Genomic DNA, 18,210 nt, shown 5'->3' with positions numbered 1-18,210 from the left:
CGGCCCGGCGGCGCGAACGCGCGCCGCCGGGCCGTCCGGTGCTCAGCGGGCGGCCGCCAGGATCACATCCGCCACGGCCCGCGGCTGGGAGACCATGACCAGATGGCCGGCGCCGGGCACCGACACCGTGGCGGCCCCCATGCGCTCGGCCACGAAGCGTTCCAGGTCCGGCGGGATGATCTGGTCGTCCTCCGCGACGACGTAGTGGCACGGGTGCTCGCGCCAGGCCGGCGGTCCCGACACGAAGCCGAAGCGGGCCACGTCGCTGGGTCCCTGGACGGCGGCCAGTACCCGTGCCTCCTCCGGTGCGACGTCGGGGCAGAAATACTGCGGGAACAGCTCCTGCGGAAGCGTGAAGCGCCCCTGCTTGTCCACCTCGAAGTGGGACGCGGAGGGAAGTTGTCCGAACGGCTCGCCCAGCGTTGCCGCGCTCTCGCCCTCGTCGGGAGCGAACGCCGCGACGTACACCAGAGCACTCACCTGGGGGGCGTCGTGCGCTGCCTGTGTGATGACGACACCACCGAAGGAATGGCCCACGACGACCACGGGCCCGTCGAGTTCGTCGAGCACACTGCGCACCTTGGCGACGTCCTCGGGAATCGAGGTCAGCGGCTGCTGGACGGCGACGGTTTCGTGTCCCGCCGCCTGCAGTATCGGAATGACCTTCGCCCAGGACGACCCGTCGGCGATCGCTCCGTGAACGAGCAGAATGGTGGTCATGCATGTGCCTCTCATGGTGAAGGGCCGGCCCACGACCGGGGCATTTCCCGGCATCGTACGGTTCCTGTATCGAGGCGTTCTGCGTCACGAGGGAAGGAAAGACTGCCCGTTGGGGCACGGCAGGTCAGCCGACCCTGATGTCCCGCACGTCGATCTCGATGGACCAGTTCTCGCTCGCGGAATTGTCCGGATTCCTCCGATGGACACGTCGATGCGTCGGGAAGACGAGGCCGCCGAACTCCTTGTAGTCGCTCACGTAATGAGCGACGGAGACGCCGACGTTGACATCGACGTGGTAATCGAGCCTGCGGAGCATGCCGTCGTCGCCGAAGTAGAAGGTCTGCTCTGCACAATGTGTGGCGATGCCCTCGGGGAATGCGACACGCAGCCGGCGCCACACCTCGCCGCCCTCGCTCCACGGCGCCACTTCGCGGGATTCGACGCCGGGACGGGTGAAGAGGAACGGCGTGGTCAGGTAGTTCCACATGGCGTACCCCATGAAATAGCCAACCTGCAGCGGCTCCCACGGTGACGACAGGTCGTATCCCGCGTAGCTGGACCGGACGCCGGTGCGGCGTTCGAGGACCTTGCCGTCGGGTGTCCGCAGTTCCACGGAGTCCTCGTCGGCGTGGAACGTCAGGTCCCGGTCGGGGTTCGCCCAGGGACTGAAGCGGATCCGCTCACGTCGGGTGTCCACCGTCAGCTCCGCGCCGAAGGGCCTCTCCGAGAATCCCCTGACGTTCCAGAACGGGCCGCCGAACAGCACATCCGCGTTCAATGTGCTGATCTCGGACCATCGGCCAAGGCCGCCATGAGCCCGCAGGACGTATTCCACCAGGTCGTTCATCTTCGTCATCTCCAGGCGCCCCATGGTGTTTCTCGCGCCCTGTCACAGCAGTCCGGCTCGGATACCATAGGCGACGGCATGAGTACGGTTGCTCACCTCGAGGGTGATGATGATTCCGTGCACGATGCCCTTGATCGTACGTTCGGAATAGTTCAGCCGGCGCGCGATCTGCGCCGTGTCGAGTCCGTCCGAGAGCATTCTCAGCACGGTGATGTCCCGCGGTCGCAGGCCGTATCCGTCACCGGTCCTCGTCCGGTCGGCGCGCCTGATATGACGGATGAGCTGCCTCAGCAACTCGGGGGGCAGGTCGGACCGTCCTTCGCGTGCGGCGGCGACGGCCTTCCCGATGTGAGCGAACGTAATGCGCTCGCGCAGCAGCACGCTCACCACACCGAGACCGATCGCCCTCATCAACTGGGGCTCGGAAACGGATTCCGCCACGAGGACGACCGCAATGTCCGGCTGTGCCTCCGCGACCTGCCCTATGAGTGTCAGCACCCGGTCCGGCAGATCATCGGAGAACGCGACGAGGACCTGTGCGCTCCGATGGTCCTCCCACGGCAGCATCCGTATCCCGGGAAATTCGGACAGCGCCGCCACCGCGCCCTCGTACGTCAGTTGGTCCTCGGAGAGGACCACGACGGAAACCGGATCACACACGTCCGTCTCACCCGTGGCATCGGGGGTGACGGCCCTCGGGGGTGCGGACCCGCACCGGGATGGAGTCACCGGGTCTGGCGCTCTCAACGCATGCCACTCCGCTCCGTCGCGGCTCCCCGGCTCACAACCGGCTGACCTCGACGTACTCCAGGGCCAGTAGACCGTGCGCGACGTACGGGAGCCTGCCGAGCCGCTCCCGGGCGTCGCCGGGGCCGTCCGCCTCGACCACGAGGAAGGCACCGGGCCGGTCATGGCGGCGCAAGGCCATCACCACGGTTCCCTCGGCCTTGAGTTCCTCGAGCACCCGGCGCTCTTCGTCGGCGAACGCGGCGAGCCGCTCGGGCTGCGTCACCGTGCCTGTCACGTGCAGATACATCGACTGTCTCCCAGTTCTTCCCGGTGGCTCGGACCGGCATCGCGTCACAGGACCGCGCCGGCCGCGGCGGACGACGGCTCAGCGGCGGGCTCGCGCCTCGGCGGCGCTTTGGGCCGACAGGTCCCGGAACTCCTCCTGTGTGAGCCGTCGCACCGCGTACGGCGTGCCGTGCACCCAGCGCGCCGTCAACTCGGCCAGCCGTGCCCCGTACCGCTCCGCGGTGACCCGGTCGCCGTGCGCTCCGGCGGGGTCCGGGGCCTCGTCGGCGTTGGTCTGGCCCATCGCGCCCAGCCAGGAGCCCAGCCGGTTGACGTCGTAGCGGGTCCCGCCCGTCCAGTTGTCGCCGGCCGAGTCGCCCAGGGAGATCCACTGCATGTTCATCTGCGCGGCGAAGACGGCGAGTTGCTGCAGCGAGAACAGCTTGTCGCCGTTCTGGGAGGCGGAGTGGGTGAAGCCTCCGGCGAGCTTGTCCTTCCATTCCTGACCGAGGAACGGGTAGAAGGCGCCTTCAAGGAACGCCTTGAAGACGGCGGACAGGCTGCCCATGTAGGTGGGGGCACCGAACACGACGGTGTCGCTGGCGCCGAGGAGTTCCATGGTGGGGGCGTCCGACCAGCGTCCGGCGGTGACCTGCTCACCACGGATCTCGATGAGGTGGACGTCGGTGCCCGGCACGCCCTTGGCGCCGCGGGCGATGTGCTCGGCCATCGCGCGGGTGTGGCCGTTCGGCGAGTGGTAGACAACGGAGAGAGTGGCCATGATCGTTCTTTCTGGGTCGTGCTGAAGGGTGGTTCGTGTGCGCCGGATGGCTCGGTCGCCGGGCGTCCTCGCGCATACCGGCGGCGTACGGCATGGGGGTGGGGACCGGAGCCGGGCTAGGCGGCCGGCTCCACTGCGGCCAGGAACCGGTCGACGGTGATCACCTCGTGCCCGAAGGTGGGGTAGGAGATCTCAAGGGCCGCCTGGTGCGCCTCCTCGGTGAAGTCCGCGACCGCGTCGGTGAGGAAGGTGACGTGGTAACCGGCTTCGAGGGCATGGCGACCCGTGCCTTCGATGCAGGTCTGCGAGGTGAGGCCCGCCAGCACCACCCGCTCGATCCCGTGGGCCCGCAGTTGGTCGTGCAGGTCGGTACCGGAGAACGCGTCGAACATCCGGTGGCGGCCGATGACGACGTCGCCCTCCTGCGGGCGAAGCGGCGCGTAGAAGGCGCCACCGCGGCTCCCCTCCCAGAACACCTGGTTGTCCACGGCGAACCGGAAGCGCGGCAGGACGTGCTTGACGTCGTCGAACACGCCTTCCCTGAGGCCGTGCGGCGCATGGAAGACCGTGACCCCGGCGTCGCGCGCACCGGCGAGCAGGCGGGCGAGCCGGGAGCGCAGGTCGAGCTTCTCCAGCATGGGGCCGATCTGGCCGCCGAGCTTTCCGTCCTCGGCGAGGAAGTCGTTCAGGAGATCGACCGCGACCAGGGCGGTCCGGGATGCGGGGTAACTGCGGGCGTTCATGGGTGGTTCCTGTCCCGGGATGGATCGTGGGGGGATGCGGCGCCGACCGGTGCCGTCTCGGCGTCGGCCATCGGTTACATGATGACCAACATGAATAACTTAATCATGATGGCCGTCATGTAAAGTGTCAAGCGAGGCTTTCCGGAGGTGGTCATGCGTGTAACCCGTGAGCAAGCGGCTGCGAACCGTGAGCAGGTCGTCGTCAGTGCCGCTGCGCAGTTCAGGAAGAACGGCTTCAGCGGTGTGTCGATCTCCGACGTCATGAAGGCGGCCGGCCTCACCCATGGGGGCTTCTACGGCCACTTCTCCTCCAAGCAGGCCCTGGAGTCCGAGGTCTGCAGGCGCGGCCTGGCCGAGAGCGTGGCCGCCGTCGACGCGGTGATGGACGACGACCCGGACGGGGCGCCTTCGACCGGCTCCTCGTTCCTCCGGCGCTTCGTCGACGCGTACGTGTCCACGGACCATCGGGACGCGCCGGAGGACGGCTGCACCGTGGCCGCACTCGCCTGCGACGCCGGCCGCAGCGACCCCGGGATCCAGAAACTCTTCGTGGACGGGATCACGGGTATGGCCGGCTCCTTGGCGGGGCTCCGCCGGCAGGATTCGCCCGACGGGGAGCAGCACGACGTCCCCGACCTCGCGACGCTGTCGAGCATGATCGGCGCGCTGGTCCTCTCGCGCGCCGTGGCCACGGCCGACCCCGCCCTTTCCGAGGAGATCCTCGCGGCGACCAGGGAGCAGATCGAAGCACGGACCGCGGCGCCGGGTAACTGAGGGGAGGCGGCACTCATGCGCCGCCCCACTTCGGACGCACCCGCGCTCACCGGAGCACCCGCGAAGACCCGGCGGCGAGGCGGCGGACCTCCCGTCCCACGACATCCCGCAGCCCTGCGGACCACCGGGCCACTCCCACCTCCAGCACAGGGCGGCGCCGTCGCCGCCGATGACCGCGAGTCCACCGGAGACCGCACCGGGCCGTAGACGCCCTGCGCGCTCGATCGCCAACCCTGCACGAAGACCTCGTCCGGCTGAAGCGGACACGAGACCCTCTGCACCAAGGGGACGTCCGGCCTTCCCGAAGGGACGCATCACCACCTCTCCGGGTCACGCGGCGCGGGCATCATCGATGCGCTCACAGCCGGTCGGCAGCGGTCGGATTCCATCTCGATCCGAAGGGATGTGGTCCGGGTCACCTCGCCTCGCCTCCTCGGCGCGATGATTTCGGGGCAGTGCGACGGTCTCCCTTGCCGTGACCGCAGCAAGCGACGACGAAGACGAGGAGCAAGTCCCATGCGCATCGTGATCACCGAGTTCATCAGCCTCGACGGCGTGGTGCAGGCGCCGGGCGGACCGGACGAGGACACCGACGGCGGCTTCGCCAACGGCGGTTGGACGCACCCCTTCTTCGACCCGGAGGTCGTGGGCGGCGCCTTCGACGAGGCGGTGGGCAAGGCCGACGCGCTGCTGTACGGGCGCCGGACGTGGGCGGCGATGGCCGGCGCGTGGCCCGAGCGGGCGGGTGACCCCTTCGCGGACCGGATGAACGCGCTCCCAAAGTACGTCGTGTCCGGCACGCTCGGCGACTCCGAGCTGACCTGGCACAACACCACCCGCATCCCCGGCGGGGAAGCCGTCGCCCGGATCAAGGAACTGCGGGAGGCCCCCGGCGGCGACATCGTGGTCATGGGCAGCCCGACGCTGGCACGCACCCTGCTGAGCGAGGACCTGGTCGACGAACTCCGCCTCATGGTCATGCCCGTGCTCCTCGGCGGCGGCAAGTCGGTCTTCCCCGAGGACGGCGGACTGCGCACCTTCGCCCTGGTCTCCACGGTCACCAGCGACAAGGGCGTCAACGTCTGCACCTACCGGCGGGCCGCGGGGTAGCCGGGAGCGGCACCGCGTGGGTCACGTCACGGACCGGTGCCGCCCGGAGGAGGCCGCGGGGGACGCGCCGTGGAGGCGGGGGCACGGCGGCGGTCCGGTTCGCCTGCGGGCTGCCGGGAGCTGCGGATGCGGGCGGTCTCCCGGGGGCTTAGCATGTGCAAATCGTCGGGGCAATACGGCGATTTCGAGACCTCGTGGAGCGACCGGGGAGGGTGCTCCGCGGGCTCCTGACGGACGGGGAGGACGGCGCCGTGACGGGTGGTTTCACCTATGGGCAGGTCGGGGTGACGCGGACCGGCGGGCCCACGCCTCCGGGATTCCACCGCCTGCACGAGCGGATCCGGCTCGGCGAGGGCCCCCAGGTGCTGGCCGCGGCCGGGCGGGCGCTGATGGGGTGGCGGATGCACCGGGCGACCGGACTGCGGGTGCCCGCCGGCACCCCCGACGCGGCACCGGGGGTGCGCGTGTCCCTGCGGATCGGCCCGCTGCGCGCGCCGTGCGAGGTGGTGTGGGCGGAACGCGGCCCGGAGCGCGTGGGGTTCGCCTACGGGACGCTGCCCGGCCACCCGGAACGCGGGGAGGAGGCGTTCGTGGTGAGCCTCGCGCCGGACGGGTCCGTGTGGCTGGATGTCACGGCCTTCAGTGGACCGGGGGCGTGGTACGTGCGTCTACTGGGCCCCCTGGGACGCGTCACTCAGCGTGGCTTCGCGCGGCGCTACGGCCGATGCCTACGCCGATTGTCGCAGGACGGAACTGTTGAAAGGGGGAGTTAACCGACATGGGACACCCTTTACCCGTCGGTCACAACGCGTTCGTGATCACGCAACACGAGTTCGGCATGGTGTTTGCATGCGAGAACTGACTTCCGCCACGACCGCCCCCGCCGCCTTCGCGGGCCGGCGGCACCACTGGCGCCGCGACGTCATCGAACTCGCGGCGCTCTTCGTGGCCGTGGCCACCGCCGACCTCATCGCCAATCTCGTCGGGCACGCCCCCGACGGCCCGGCCCTGTTGTGCCTGTCGGCCGCCGCGCTCGTCGCCACGGCCGGCTTCCACACATGGTGGGCACGCCATCACGGTCATTCACCGCCGACAGCCGGGGGCCACAGCGGGAGCCGTACGACGGAGCCGGGGGAAAGCTCCGCCGTGGACGGACCCGACCCGCGGACCACGTTGTGGCGGGTGCGCACCACCGTGCGCGACACGCCGGGCAGCCTGGCCGCCCTCTGCACGGCGCTGGCCGGGCGGGGCGTGGACATCCTCACGCTCCAGACGCACCCGCTGGCCGAGGGCACCGTGGACGAGTTCCTGGTCCGCGCCCCGGCCGCACTCGCCCCGGGCGACCTGACGCGGGCCGTGGGCGGCGGGGGCGGGCACGACACCTGGATCGAGCGGGCCGACGCCCACGACCTGGTCGACACCCCGACCCGGGTGCTGAACCTCGCCACCCGCACCGCCATGGACGCCGCCGAACTACCTCTGGCTCTACGCCAGTTGTTCGGCCGCTGCACGATAAGGTCCACCCCGCCCGGTACGGCCGGCCCCGATCCCACCGAGGACACCGAGGACACCCTGGAGGGCACCATCATGCGGCTGCGCGATCCGGCCGGAGGCACCATCACCGTGGAACGCGCCTACCTCCCGTTCACCCCGACCGAGTTCGCCCGCGCCCGCGCGCTCGTCGAGCTCGACGCGCACCTGGGCACCAGGGTCCCGGAGGACCGGGCGGTGCTCACCCTGCCCGAGGGCAACGAGATCACCGTCCGCCGGGCGGGCCCCGAGGACCTCGAAGCCGCCCGCGAGCTCCACGAGCGCTGCTCCGCCAGGACCCTGACGCGCCGTTACCACGGCCCTGTCGCGGACGTGGACCGCTATCTGACCCACCTGCTCAGCCCCCGCTTCGGGCAGACGCTCGCCGTGCAGACCGTCTCCGGCCGGCTCGTCGCCCTCGGCCACCTGCTGTGGGACGGCGACGAGACCGAGGTCGCCCTGCTGGTCGAGGACGCCTGGCAGCGCCGCGGCATCGGCCTGGAGCTGCTGCGCCGCCTGGTCGCCCAGGCCGTCGACGCGGGGTGCGGGAGCGTGTACGCGGTGACCCGGGCGACCAACACCGGGATGGTCGCGACGATGCGCCGCCTGGGTCTGCCGCTGGACTACCAGGTCGAGGACGGCACGCTGGTCATCACCGCGACGCTGTCACCGGCCGGCGCGAGCGCGTCGCTGCGCTGAGCGCGATGTCGAGGTCCTCCCACAGGTCCTCGACGTCCTCCAGGCCGACGGACAGCCGCAGCAGCCGGTCGCTGACCCCCGAGCTGTGGCGGTCGCCCTCGTCGACGATGCGGTGGCTGATCGAGGCCGGGTGCTGGATGAGGGTGTCGACGCTCCCGAGGCTGACCGCCGGGGTGATCAGCCGGACCCCGGCGATGACCTCGTGCGGGTCGCCCTGGACCTCGAACGCGACCATGGCGCCGCCGATCCGCGGGTAGTGCACCTTCGCCACCCGCGGGTCGGCGGCCAGCCGCCCGGCCAGCGCGGCCGCCGTCGCCGAGGCGGCCTTCACCCGGACCGGCAGCGTGGACAGCCCGCGCAGCAGCAGGTAGCCCGCCAGGGGGTGCAGCACCCCGCCGGTGGCGAAGCGCACCTTGCGCAGCACGCGGGCGAACTCCTCGTCACAGGCGATGACCCCGCCCAGGACGTCGCCGTGACCGCCCAGGTACTTGGTGGCGCTGTGCAGCACGATCCTGGCGCCGCTCTCCAGCGGGCGCTGCAGGACGGGCGTGGCGAAGGTGTTGTCGACCAGCAGCGGCACCTCGCCGCAGGAGTGGGCGACGGCCCGCAGGTCGACCTCGGCCAGCGTCGGGTTGGCGGGGGTCTCCACGATCACCAGACCGGTGTCGGGGCGGATGGCGTCCGCTATTCCCGCCGGGTCGGTCCAGGTCACCTCGGTGCCGATCAGGCCCCCGGTCAGGAGGTGGTCGCTGCAGCCGTACAGCGGGCGGACGGCCACCACGTGGCGCAGCCCCATGGAGGCCCGGGCCAGCAGGGTGGCGGTGAGGGCGGCCATGCCGCTGGCGAAGGCCACCGCGGCCTCGGCGCCCTCCAGCCGGGCCAGCGCCGCCTCGAAGCGGGCGACGGTGGGGTTGTCGAGCCGGGAGTAGACCGGCGGGCCGGTCAGCGCGGCGCCGGTCGTGGCGAAGTCGTCCAGCCGGGCGGCCTCGGCGCGGCTGTCCCGCGAGGGGTAGGTGGTGGACAGGTCCAGGGGAACGGCGTGCAGGCCGAGGTCCGCGAGGTCTTCGCGGCCGGCGTGCACGGCCTCGGTGGCGAGGGCGCGGGTGGGCGCCGATGCTGTCGTGTCCATGGCCCGATGCTGAACAGCTACCGGTCCGTAGCGGGGAGAGCCCGTGTTAACTTCGGCCGATGTCCGATTCTGTGCTTCTGGATCCGGTCGACCTCGAGATTCTGCGGCTCCTGCAGAACGACGCACGGACGACGTACAAGGACCTCGCCGCGGCGGTGGGCGTGGCCCCGTCCACCTGTCTGGACCGGGTCGGCCGGCTGCGCCGCACCGGGGTGATCCTCGGCCATGAGCTGCGGGTCGACCCGGCCCGGCTCGGGCGGCCGCTGGAGGCACTGCTGGCGGTACAGGTGCGGCCGCACCGCCGGGAGCTGATCGGCCCGTTCGTGGAGCGGGTGCGGGCACTGCCCGAGTCCCGGGCCCTGTTCCACCTCACCGGGCCCGACGACTACCTCGTCCACGTGGCCGTGGCGAGCACCGGCGACCTCCAGCGACTGGTCGTCGACGAGTTCACCTCGCGGCCCGAAGTCGCGCGCGTGGAAACCCGGTTGATCTTCCAGCACTGGGACTGCGGCCCGCTGCTCCCGCCCACGTCAGGAATATGATCGTCAATGGTGATGACGGAGCAGGCCGCTCCGTACCAGGATGTGACCATGCCCGACACCACCGGCAGCGCGCTGCCCCGCCAGATCGCCGACGCGTACGTCGACGCGGTCACCGAACTCGACCCCATCACCGCCACGTACCTGGGGGTGCGGACCGGTCAGGACCGGCTCCCCGACTTCAGCCCCGCCGGCCTGGAGGCCCAGGCCGGGCTCGCCCGCCGCACCCTGGCCGACGTCGACGCGGCCGAGGCGACGGACGACGACGAGCGCCGCTGCGCCCGGCTGCTGCGCGAGCGGCTCACCGCCGAGCTGGCCGTGCACGAGGCGGGTGAGGGCCTGCGGGCCGTGAGCAACCTGCACTCCCCCGTCCACGCGGTGCGCGGCGTCTTCATGCTGATGCCGACCGGGACCGACGAGGACTGGGCCGCCGTCGCCGCCCGGCTGCGCGCGGTCCCGGAGGCCCTGGCGGGCTACCGGGCCTCCCTGGAGGAGGGCGTCGCGCGCAAGCTGCCGGCCGGGCCGCGCCAGGTCACCACGGTCATCGAGCAGCTCGGCGAGTGGCTGGGCGAGGACGCAGGAGCGAGCTGGTTCGCGCAGTTCGTGAAGGAGGGCCCGCAGGCCCTGCGGTCCGAGCTCGACGGCGGTGCCGCCGACGCCACCGCCGCCGTCGCCGGCCTGCGCGACTGGCTGCGCGACACCTACGCCCCCGCCGTCGAGGGCACCCCGGACGCCGTCGGCCGCGAGCGGTACGCCCGCTGGGCCCGCTACTGGACCGGCTCCGACCTCGACCTGGACGAGGCGTACGCCTGGGGCTGGGAGGAATTCCGGCGCCTCGACGCCGAGATGCGCGTCGAGGCGGAGAAGGTGCTGCCCGGCTCCACCCCACTGGAGGCACTGGCCCACCTGGACGAGGCCGGCGAGGCCGTCGACGGCGTCGACGCGGTCCGCGACTGGCTGCAGGGCCTGATGGACGAGGCCATGGCCGCGCTCGACGGGACCCACTTCGACCTGGCCGAACCCGTCAAGCACGTCGAGTCCCGCATCGCCCCGCCCGGCAGCGCCGCCGCGCCGTACTACACGGCCCCCTCCCTGGACTTCTCCCGCCCGGGCCGCACCTGGCTGCCCACCCTGGGCCGTGAGCGGTTCCCCGTCTGGGACCTGGTCAGCACCTGGTACCACGAGGGCGTCCCCGGCCACCACCTGCAGCTCGCGCAGTGGGTGTACGTCGCGGACCGGCTCAGCCGCTACCAGGCCACCCTGGGCCAGGTCAGCGCCAACGCGGAGGGCTGGGCCCTGTACGCCGAGCGCCTCATGGACGAGCTCGGCTTCCTGACGGACGCGGGGCGCCGGCTGGGCTACCTCAACGCGCAGATGCTGCGGGCCACCCGCGTCATCCTGGACATCGGCATGCACCTGGAGCTGGAGATCCCGCAGGACAGCCCGTACCGCCCGGGCGAGACCTGGACGCCGGAGCTGGGGCGTGAGTTCTTCGGGCGCTTCAACGGGCTCAGCGACGCCATGCTCGACAGCGAGATCATCCGCTACCTCGGCATGCCGGGGCAGGCCATCGGCTACAAGCTGGGCGAGCGCGCCTGGCTCGCCGGTCGCGAGGCCGCCCGCAAGGCCCACGGCGACTCCTTCGACCCCAAGGCCTGGCACATGGCCGCGCTGTCGCAGGGCTCCCTGGGCCTGGACGACCTCGTCGACGAGCTCTCGAAGCTCTAGGCCGTGTCGTCCCTCGTCCCTCCGGGATCCGCCCGGGGGGACGACGGACGCACCGCCGCTTCACCGCTCCGGGTCGGGCCAGGCCGCCACGAGCGCCCGGTAGTCGGCGAAGCGGGGGCCGGGGACGCTCTCCCGGACCGGCCGGCCGTTCAGCCAGTCCATGCGGTGGACGCCGGTCTCGGTGTCGAGCAGGCAGCACACGCCGCCGGCTGCGGCCGTGAGGCCGGTGAACACCGATCTGACGCTCGCGGACCGCTCGAACATCAGGCTCATCCCGGTGGTCGCCGCCGTGAACTCCAGCGTCGCGTAGTGGGGGTGGAGCGCGGGCGCGAACCGGACCGTCAGGTAGACGTAGCCGATGGCGACCCTCCCGAGCGCGTCGGCCTCGGGGTCCCGGGTCTCCAGGAACGCGCGTACGGCGTCGTCCACCCCGAACATGATCGAGGTGTCGAGCTCCAGCGTGCCGCTCCCGGAGCAGTCCACCGGGTCACTCCGGAAGTGGGAGGTGAACGGGACGACGATGCCTTCCCCGCAGGGCAGGGTGACCGTCAGCGGCGGCACATGCGAGGCCGGCGGCGCCAGCTTCACCAGCTCCGCCAGCGCGGCGGCGACGTTCCCGGCCGGCAGGACGATCTCGTAGGTGTAGTCGAGCCCCATGTGCATCCCTCCCCTGAGCGGCACCGATCGTGCCACGCCGGACCGTCGGAAGCCCGCGGATTTCCCGCGGGGCACGTCGCCGCCCGGTGCCTTCCTCCGATGCCCGCCCCGGCGCGGGGACCCGCCCGCGGGGAGCGGCGGGGTGGATAGGGTGAGGTGCATGGGGGTGTCACGCGGATGATTCCGAATGCTGCGCGGGAAGACGGCCGCCTGGTGCTGACGCACGGGCGGGTGGTGCTGAGGGAGCAACTGCCGGAGGAAGCGGCGCAGCTGGCCGACGGCAAGCCGGCCGGGCTGGAATGGATCGACGGCGGGCCGGGCGAGGGCACGATCATCGCGGCCGGGATGATGACGATCGCGGCGGCCGCCGCGGTGTACGCCCCGGGGTGGGGGCTGTTCGTGATCCAGCGGACCGACGACGGCCTCGCGCTCGGCGGCATCGGCTTCCACGGTCCGCCCTCCGCCGTCGACGGCCTGGTGGAGATCGGCTACGACCTGTCGGAGTCCGCGCGCGGCGTGGGCTGGGCGACGGACGCCGTGCTGGTGCTGTCCCGGTGGGCGCTGAGCCGTGCCGAGGTGCGCACCGTGCTGGCGACCACGGATCCGGGCAACCGCGCCTCGCAACGGGTGCTGGAGCGGGCCGGTTTCGGGCGGGTCGCGGACCGGGACGCCCAGTGGGCGTACGAGCTGCGGCCGGCCGGGGTGGCGTGACGGCGTAATGCGCTGTTGCTTCACCCGCCGGATGCGCCACCATCGGTGACCGTGAACACCGTGCACCCGTCCCGGACCCTCTTCCTCTCGCCGCGCGTGACCGCCACCGGACACGCGCTCGCCGCGGCCGCCCACCGGCGCGGCATGGCGACGCGTACCCTCCCCACGTGGCGGGTTCCGCAGGACGCGCTCGACGTCGTGGGCCCGTCGCTGTACGCGGGGCCGCTCTTCGCGGACGCGGTGGCGGCGGACCTGGGCCTGGGGCTGCTGGAGGCCGACGAGAACTGGCTGGCCCGGCTGCCGTTCGAACTCGTGGGGCGGCGGATCGAGTTCACGACCCTGGCGGAGGCCCGCGGGCTGCGCCGGCCCGCCTTCGTGAAGCCGCCGAACGACAAGAGCTTCCCGGCCCGTGTGTACCCCGACGGCAGCGGCCTGCCCGGTCCGGACGCGGTGGACGACGACGCTCCCGTGCTGGTCAGCGACATCGTGGCGTTCGCCGTCGAGTACCGGCTGTTCCTGCTGGACGGCGAGGTCGTCACGGGCAGCCGCTACGCGGCCCGCGGCGACCTGGACGTGGCGCCCCTGGACGGCGACCCGGCGGCCGGCGAGGTCCGGGACTTCGCCGCACGGCTGTTCGCACCCGGAGTGCCGGAACTGCCCTGCGCGGTCGTGGTCGACGTCGGCAGGACCGCCGACGGCTGGGCGGTGGTCGAGGCCAACGCGGCCTGGGCGAGCGGGCACTACGCCTGCGACGCCGACGCCGCGCTGGACGTCGTCCTGCGGGCCGCGGCGCCGCTCGCCGGGTGGGGGCCGCGGGACCGCCGGTTCCTGCGCCCGGCCGTCTCCGTCGTCCGCTGAGGCCGGCGCGCGGCGGCCTCAGCAGCCGCAGTCGTCGGCGCCCACGGGCGCGGTCAGCGGGTCGGCCGGACGCCGCGAGATGCCGTCGGCCGTCTCGTGGGCGAAGCCCTCGCGGATCCAGTACTCCATGCCGCCGAGCATCTCCTTGACCCGGTAGCCGAGGCTCGCCAGGGCGTGCGCGGCGCGGGTGGCGCCGTTGCAGCCGGGCCCCCAGCAGTACACGACGACGGGCACGTCGCGGTCGAGGAAGGCCGCGGCGAGCCGGGGGACGTCGGCGGTGGGCAGGTGGACGGCGCCGGGGACGTGGCCCTGCTCCCAGGCCTGGGCGGAACGGGAGTCGACGAGGGCGAAGCCGGGTCCGGCGCCGCTCTCCGCCGCCGTGGCGAGGGCGGCCGCGACGTCGGACACGTCGGCGTGGAAGGCGAGGCTCGCGGCGAAGTACGCGGCGGCGTCGGCGGGAGCGGCGGGCGGCACGCGCAGCACGGGGTTGTCGGCCGGGGCGGAGGCAGGGGCGGAGGCGGAGGTCTGTGTCGTCATGGCGGCAAATCTACGAGCCGCCGACGCCGGCCTGAAGGGTCGTTCCCCGGCGTCCGTCTTGCCCGGCCGGGGAAATCACTGGTACGCAGGGGGCATGACCGTGGATTCCCTCGACGCCACCGACTGGCGCATCCTGGACGCCCTGCAGCGCGACGGCCGGGCCAGCTACGCCGAACTGGCGCGTGCCGTGTCGATGTCACCGAGCGCGGTGACCGAGCGGGTCCGGCGGCTGGAGGAGGCGGGGGTGATCACGGCGTACACGGCCGTCGTGGACCTGGAGCGGATCGGCCGCCCGATCATGGCGTTCGTCCGGCTGCGCTACCCGCACGGCAACTACAAGCCGTTCCACGATCTGCTGGAGTCGACCCCGGAGATCCTGGAGGCCCACCATGTGACGGGCGACGACTGCTTCATCATGAAGGTCACCGCCCGCTCGATGCGTCACCTGGAGGAGATCACCGGCCGCGTCTCGGGCCTGGGCTCGGTGACGACGAGCGTCGTCTACTCCTCACCGCTCGCCCGCCGTGCGGTGGCGCAGGGCTGACCCCCGCTGCCCCTTGACCACCTGCAACTGGGCGGGGACGCGCTGCCGGAGCTCGGCCACATGACTGACGATGCCGACGGCGCGGTCCCGTTCGCGCAGGCCGTCGAGGACGTCCAGCACCTCGTCCAGGGTCTGCTCGTCGAGGCTGCCGAAGCCCTCGTCGACGAAGAGCGTGTCGAGGCGGGCGCCGCCCGACTCGTCCGTGACGACGTCCGCGAGACCGAGGGCGAGGGCGAGGGAGGCGAAGAAGGTCTCGCCGCCGGAGAGCGTGGCGGTGTCGCGCTCGGTGCCCGTCCAGGCGTCCACGACCATCAGTCCCAGGCCCGACTTGACGTTGCGCGAGGCACGGGCGTCGGTGTGGACGAGCGTGTAGCGCCCGGAGGACATCCGGTGCAGCCGGACGCTGGCCGCGGCCGCGACCTGTTCCAGCCGGGCGGCCAGCACATAGGTCTCCAGCTCCATGCGCAGCGTGTTCTCCCCGGCGCCGGTGGCCAGGTCCGCCAGGCGTCGCAGCCGCGCGTACTCCTCGCGGGCCGGGGCGAGCGCCCTGGTACGGCGCAGCGCCTCGGCCCGCAGCCGGTCGAGGGCGTCGCGGGTGGTGTGCGCGGCGGACTGGCGGGCGGCGGCCCCGCGCAGCCCTACGGTGGCGGTCTCGACGGCCCGCCGGGCCGCGTCGGGGTCGGCCGGCGGCAGCGCGGCGGCCTCGGCCAGGTCCAGGGCGGTGAGTTCGGCGGTGACCGCGGCCTCCTCGCGACGCCACTCCTCCGCCCGTTGCCGCAGCCGCCGCAGTTCCGTCTCCGGCTGTACGGCGTCGGCCGCCGCCTCGGGCGTGGGGAAACCGGCCTTGTAGGCGGCGTCGGCCAGGTCGGAGTCCGCCTCCTTCAGCGCGCGGGCGGAGTCCTGCCCGGCGCGGGCCGCCCCGGCCGCGGTGGCGGCGCGCTCGGCGTCCGCCGCGAGCCGGGCGCGGCGCTCGGCGACGGTGGCGTACGGGCCGCGGGCCCGGGCCAGCCGGGCGGTGAGCTCGGTGTCCTCCCGGTCGAGGAGCTCCCGGCGGGTGGTGAGGGAGGCGAGCCGGCTCTCGGCCTCGTTGCGGTCCGCGGAGCGGCGGGCGTGCTCCGCGAGGGCCCGGTCGAGCGCCTGGCGCGCCTCGGGGGCCCGCGCGGCGGCCCGCACGGCGGACCGGTACTCCTCCTCCAGCGCGGCGTGCGCGGCGGCGAGTTCGGGCTGCGGCTCCGGTCCCGCGGCGGCGAGGGCCGCGTCGTGGGCCGCGGTGAGGCGTACGACCCGATCCTGAGCGGTGTCCCGGGTGGCGGCGGCCCGCTGCTGGGCCTCCTGCGCGGCCTCCTCGTCGGCGCGGCCCACCTGGCGGCCGGTGGGGCGGGCGGGGTGCGGGTGCTCGGTGGCGCCGCAGACCAGGCAGCCCTCACCGGGGCTGAGCTGCGCGGCCAGTTCGGCGGCGATGCCGTTGATGCGGGCCTCGCGCACGTCCTGCCAGTGGTCGCGGGCGTCGGCGGCGGCGTCGCGTGCGGCGCGCAGCCGGTCCTGCGCGGCGAGCAGCGCGGTGGCGTGGGTGTCGCGTTCGCGGGCGGAGTCGAGGCGGCGGCGCGCCCGGTCGAGGGCGCCGGAGAGCTCGGCGGCGCGGGTGGCGGCGGACTGGGCGGTGTCGACGGCGCGTTCATGGCCGAGGCGCGCGGCCTCCCAGCCGTCCAGCCAGGCGGCCGTGTCGGCGATCAGCCGCTCGTCCTCGGCCGCCTCGCGCTCCACGCGCCCGCGGTCGTGGGCCAGTTCGGCGGCGCGCTGCTCGGCCCGGCCGGCGTCGGCGAGGCCGCCCAGCTCCTCGCGGAGCCGGTTCTCGTACTCCGCGAGCTGTTCGGCGCCCGCCTCGTACTGCTCGGCGGGCAGGCCCGCGCGGGCGGTGCGCTCCTCGACGGCCGCACGGGCCTGCCGGGCGGCGGCCCGCTCGCGCAGTTCCAGGGCGGGCACCACGGTCGCGGCCCGCTCCGCCGTCTCCAGCAGCCGCTGTTCGCGGGCGCGGGTCTCGCGCTCGCCGGCCATGTCGCGGGCGCGGCGCTCGGCCGCGGCGTGCCGGCGCTGCCGGACGGCGAGTTCGCGCACCGCCTCGGCCTCGCGCTGGACCTGCTCGTGCGCGCCCTCGGCGGCGGTCACGGCGAGGTCGGCGACGTCGACGCGTTCGTGTGCGGTGACGGCCAGCACGGCCGCCCAGCGCAGGATGTGCGGGGCCAGTTCCGGGTCGCCGGCCGCGACACCCTCCGGCAGCGGCCCGACCAGGGCCTCCGGGTCGTCACCGGCGGCCTGGCCCATGCGCTCGGCGAGCCGCTGCAGTTCGTCGTCCCCGGCGGCGACCCGCTGCTCGGCGGCCCGCCGCCGGGCCCGCAGCCACTCCTCGACGGCCTTGAAGCGGCCGGTGTCGAAGAGCTTGCCGAGCAGGGCGGCCCGGTCGGTGGCGGTGGCCCGCAGGAAGGTCGCGAACTCGCCCTGGGGCAGCAGCACGACCTGGCAGAACTGCTCCCGGCTCATGCCGATGAGCTGCTTCAGCTCCTCGCCGGCCTCCTGGTGGGACTTGCTGAGCGCCCGCCACTCCCCCGCCGTGTGCTCGCGCAGCAGGGTGACGGCCTTCTCCATCGTGAAGCCGGTGCCGCGCTTCTTGGGGCGCGGCTGCTCGGGGCGCCGGGTGATCTCCAGCCGCCGTCCGCCCACGGTCAGGTCGAGCACGACCTCGGTGACCGTGTCCTCCTCGGCGTGGTCGCTGCGCAGCCGATTGCCCTGCCGGCTGCCGGGGACGCCGCCGTACAGGGCGAAGCACACCCCGTCGAGCACGGAGGTCTTGCCGGCGCCGGTCGCACCGTGCAGCAGGAACAGCCCGGCCGAGGACAGCTCGTCGAAGTCCACGGTGTGGCTGCCGGCGAACGGCCCGAAGCCGGTCAGGGTCAGACGGTGCAGGCGCATCAGTCGGTCTCCGCCCGTACGGCATCGCTACGGACCGCGTCGAACGCGCCCCGCAGGACACCCCGCTCCGCGGTGTCGGGCCCGGTGCCCGGCCGCGCGCGGCGCCGGGCACCCGCCGCCCGCCCAGCGCCCACGGTGGGGCCGAGCACGACGGCGGCGTGATCGCCGCACGGCCGATCGCCCCACCGAGCGCCGGCCGCGCGGCTGCCGGCGAACGAGCCGAAGGCGGTCAGGGTCAGACGGTGCAGGCGCATCAGTCGGTCTCCGCCCGTACGGCATCGCTACGGACCGCGTCGAACGCGTCCCGCAGGACACCCCGCTC

General features: G+C 73.1%; 20 protein-coding genes. 9 read left to right on the top strand and 11 right to left on the bottom strand.

What is annotated here, in order from left to right; translation table 11 throughout:
- Nucleotides 1-42 precede the first annotated feature (42 nt).
- The 6 genes from ACFV3E_RS13350 to ACFV3E_RS13325 form a co-directional block, all read right to left on the bottom strand.
- Nucleotides 43-720 (bottom strand): alpha/beta fold hydrolase, encoded by a 678-nt coding sequence (locus ACFV3E_RS13350; protein WP_500534808.1) that lies wholly within the window; start codon nt 718-720, stop codon nt 43-45.
- 124 nt (nt 721-844) lie between these two features.
- Nucleotides 845-1,567: a hypothetical protein gene (locus tag ACFV3E_RS13345; protein WP_500534807.1), complete on the bottom strand. Its 723-nt coding sequence runs from the start codon at nt 1,565-1,567 to the stop codon at nt 845-847.
- Between the two features lie 42 nt (nt 1,568-1,609).
- Entirely contained in the window at nt 1,610-2,206 is a 597-nt protein-coding gene (locus tag ACFV3E_RS13340; RefSeq protein ID WP_500534806.1) for a helix-turn-helix transcriptional regulator, read from the bottom strand.
- 142 nt (nt 2,207-2,348) lie between these two features.
- Nucleotides 2,349-2,603: a YciI family protein gene (locus ACFV3E_RS13335; protein ID WP_500534805.1), complete on the bottom strand. Its 255-nt coding sequence runs from the start codon at nt 2,601-2,603 to the stop codon at nt 2,349-2,351.
- 78 nt (nt 2,604-2,681) lie between these two features.
- Nucleotides 2,682-3,362: a flavodoxin family protein gene (locus tag ACFV3E_RS13330; protein WP_500534804.1), complete on the bottom strand. Its 681-nt coding sequence runs from the start codon at nt 3,360-3,362 to the stop codon at nt 2,682-2,684.
- 116 nt (nt 3,363-3,478) lie between these two features.
- Complete coding sequence (locus ACFV3E_RS13325; protein ID WP_500534803.1) at nt 3,479-4,105, bottom strand: cysteine hydrolase family protein; 627 nt, start codon at nt 4,103-4,105, stop codon at nt 3,479-3,481.
- Between the two features lie 153 nt (nt 4,106-4,258).
- On the opposite strand from ACFV3E_RS13325, the gene ACFV3E_RS13320 reads away from it, so the two are divergent.
- From ACFV3E_RS13320 to ACFV3E_RS13305, 4 genes are all read left to right on the top strand, one after another.
- Entirely contained in the window at nt 4,259-4,879 is a 621-nt protein-coding gene (locus ACFV3E_RS13320) for a TetR/AcrR family transcriptional regulator (RefSeq protein ID WP_500534802.1), read from the top strand.
- 516 nt (nt 4,880-5,395) lie between these two features.
- Nucleotides 5,396-5,989: a dihydrofolate reductase family protein gene (locus ACFV3E_RS13315; protein ID WP_500534801.1), complete on the top strand. Its 594-nt coding sequence runs from the start codon at nt 5,396-5,398 to the stop codon at nt 5,987-5,989.
- 251 nt (nt 5,990-6,240) lie between these two features.
- Entirely contained in the window at nt 6,241-6,762 is a 522-nt protein-coding gene (locus tag ACFV3E_RS13310; RefSeq protein WP_500534800.1) for a DUF1990 domain-containing protein, read from the top strand.
- A gap of 76 nt (nt 6,763-6,838) precedes the next feature.
- Entirely contained in the window at nt 6,839-8,218 is a 1,380-nt protein-coding gene (locus tag ACFV3E_RS13305) for a GNAT family N-acetyltransferase (protein WP_500534799.1), read from the top strand.
- Here ACFV3E_RS13305 and ACFV3E_RS13300 read toward each other — a convergent pair.
- Nucleotides 8,172-9,347, bottom strand: a complete 1,176-nt coding sequence (locus ACFV3E_RS13300; protein WP_500534798.1) for a trans-sulfuration enzyme family protein — start codon at nt 9,345-9,347, stop codon at nt 8,172-8,174. The genes ACFV3E_RS13305 and ACFV3E_RS13300 overlap by 47 nt on opposite strands.
- 59 nt (nt 9,348-9,406) lie before the next feature.
- Between ACFV3E_RS13300 and ACFV3E_RS13295 the strand changes: the two genes are divergently transcribed.
- The gene (locus ACFV3E_RS13295) at nt 9,407-9,889 is read left to right on the top strand and encodes an Lrp/AsnC family transcriptional regulator (RefSeq protein WP_089224626.1); all 483 of its coding nucleotides are present in this window, start codon (nt 9,407-9,409) and stop codon (nt 9,887-9,889) included.
- A gap of 48 nt (nt 9,890-9,937) precedes the next feature.
- Nucleotides 9,938-11,614: a DUF885 domain-containing protein gene (locus tag ACFV3E_RS13290; RefSeq protein WP_500534797.1), complete on the top strand. Its 1,677-nt coding sequence runs from the start codon at nt 9,938-9,940 to the stop codon at nt 11,612-11,614.
- Nucleotides 11,615-11,674: 60 nt separating this feature from the next.
- On the opposite strand, the gene ACFV3E_RS13285 is transcribed toward ACFV3E_RS13290, so the two are convergent.
- On the bottom strand, nt 11,675-12,271 hold the full coding sequence (locus tag ACFV3E_RS13285; protein ID WP_500534796.1) for a hypothetical protein: 597 nt from the start codon (nt 12,269-12,271) through the stop codon (nt 11,675-11,677).
- 177 nt (nt 12,272-12,448) lie between these two features.
- Between ACFV3E_RS13285 and ACFV3E_RS13280 the strand changes: the two genes are divergently transcribed.
- Both ACFV3E_RS13280 and ACFV3E_RS13275 read left to right on the top strand, forming a co-directional pair.
- On the top strand, nt 12,449-12,982 hold the full coding sequence (locus ACFV3E_RS13280; protein ID WP_500534795.1) for a GNAT family N-acetyltransferase: 534 nt from the start codon (nt 12,449-12,451) through the stop codon (nt 12,980-12,982).
- 51 nt (nt 12,983-13,033) lie between these two features.
- Nucleotides 13,034-13,840 carry an ATP-grasp domain-containing protein gene (locus ACFV3E_RS13275; RefSeq protein WP_500534794.1) on the top strand — a complete coding sequence of 269 codons (807 nt, stop codon included), beginning with the start codon at nt 13,034-13,036 and terminating at the stop codon, nt 13,838-13,840.
- Between the two features lie 18 nt (nt 13,841-13,858).
- Here ACFV3E_RS13275 and ACFV3E_RS13270 read toward each other — a convergent pair whose 3' ends face one another.
- Entirely contained in the window at nt 13,859-14,377 is a 519-nt protein-coding gene (locus tag ACFV3E_RS13270) for a rhodanese-like domain-containing protein (protein WP_500534793.1), read from the bottom strand.
- Between the two features lie 94 nt (nt 14,378-14,471).
- On the opposite strand from ACFV3E_RS13270, the gene ACFV3E_RS13265 reads away from it, so the two are divergent.
- The gene (locus tag ACFV3E_RS13265; protein ID WP_500534792.1) at nt 14,472-14,921 is read left to right on the top strand and encodes an Lrp/AsnC family transcriptional regulator; all 450 of its coding nucleotides are present in this window, start codon (nt 14,472-14,474) and stop codon (nt 14,919-14,921) included.
- Here ACFV3E_RS13265 and ACFV3E_RS13260 read toward each other — a convergent pair.
- Both ACFV3E_RS13260 and ACFV3E_RS13255 read right to left on the bottom strand, forming a co-directional pair.
- Nucleotides 14,886-17,888 carry an AAA family ATPase gene (locus tag ACFV3E_RS13260; protein WP_500534791.1) on the bottom strand — a complete coding sequence of 1,001 codons (3,003 nt, stop codon included), beginning with the start codon at nt 17,886-17,888 and terminating at the stop codon, nt 14,886-14,888. The genes ACFV3E_RS13265 and ACFV3E_RS13260 overlap by 36 nt on opposite strands.
- Entirely contained in the window at nt 17,888-18,142 is a 255-nt protein-coding gene (locus tag ACFV3E_RS13255) for a hypothetical protein (RefSeq protein ID WP_500534790.1), read from the bottom strand. The genes ACFV3E_RS13260 and ACFV3E_RS13255 overlap by 1 nt, the downstream gene beginning before the upstream one ends.
- Between the last annotated feature and the right edge of the window lie 68 nt (nt 18,143-18,210).

Source organism: Streptomyces sp. NPDC059718, from assembly GCF_042733315.1.
In the GTDB taxonomy this organism is placed as follows: Bacteria; Actinomycetota; Actinomycetes; order Streptomycetales; family Streptomycetaceae; genus Actinacidiphila.
This window is presented reverse-complemented; position numbering and strand designations above follow the sequence as displayed.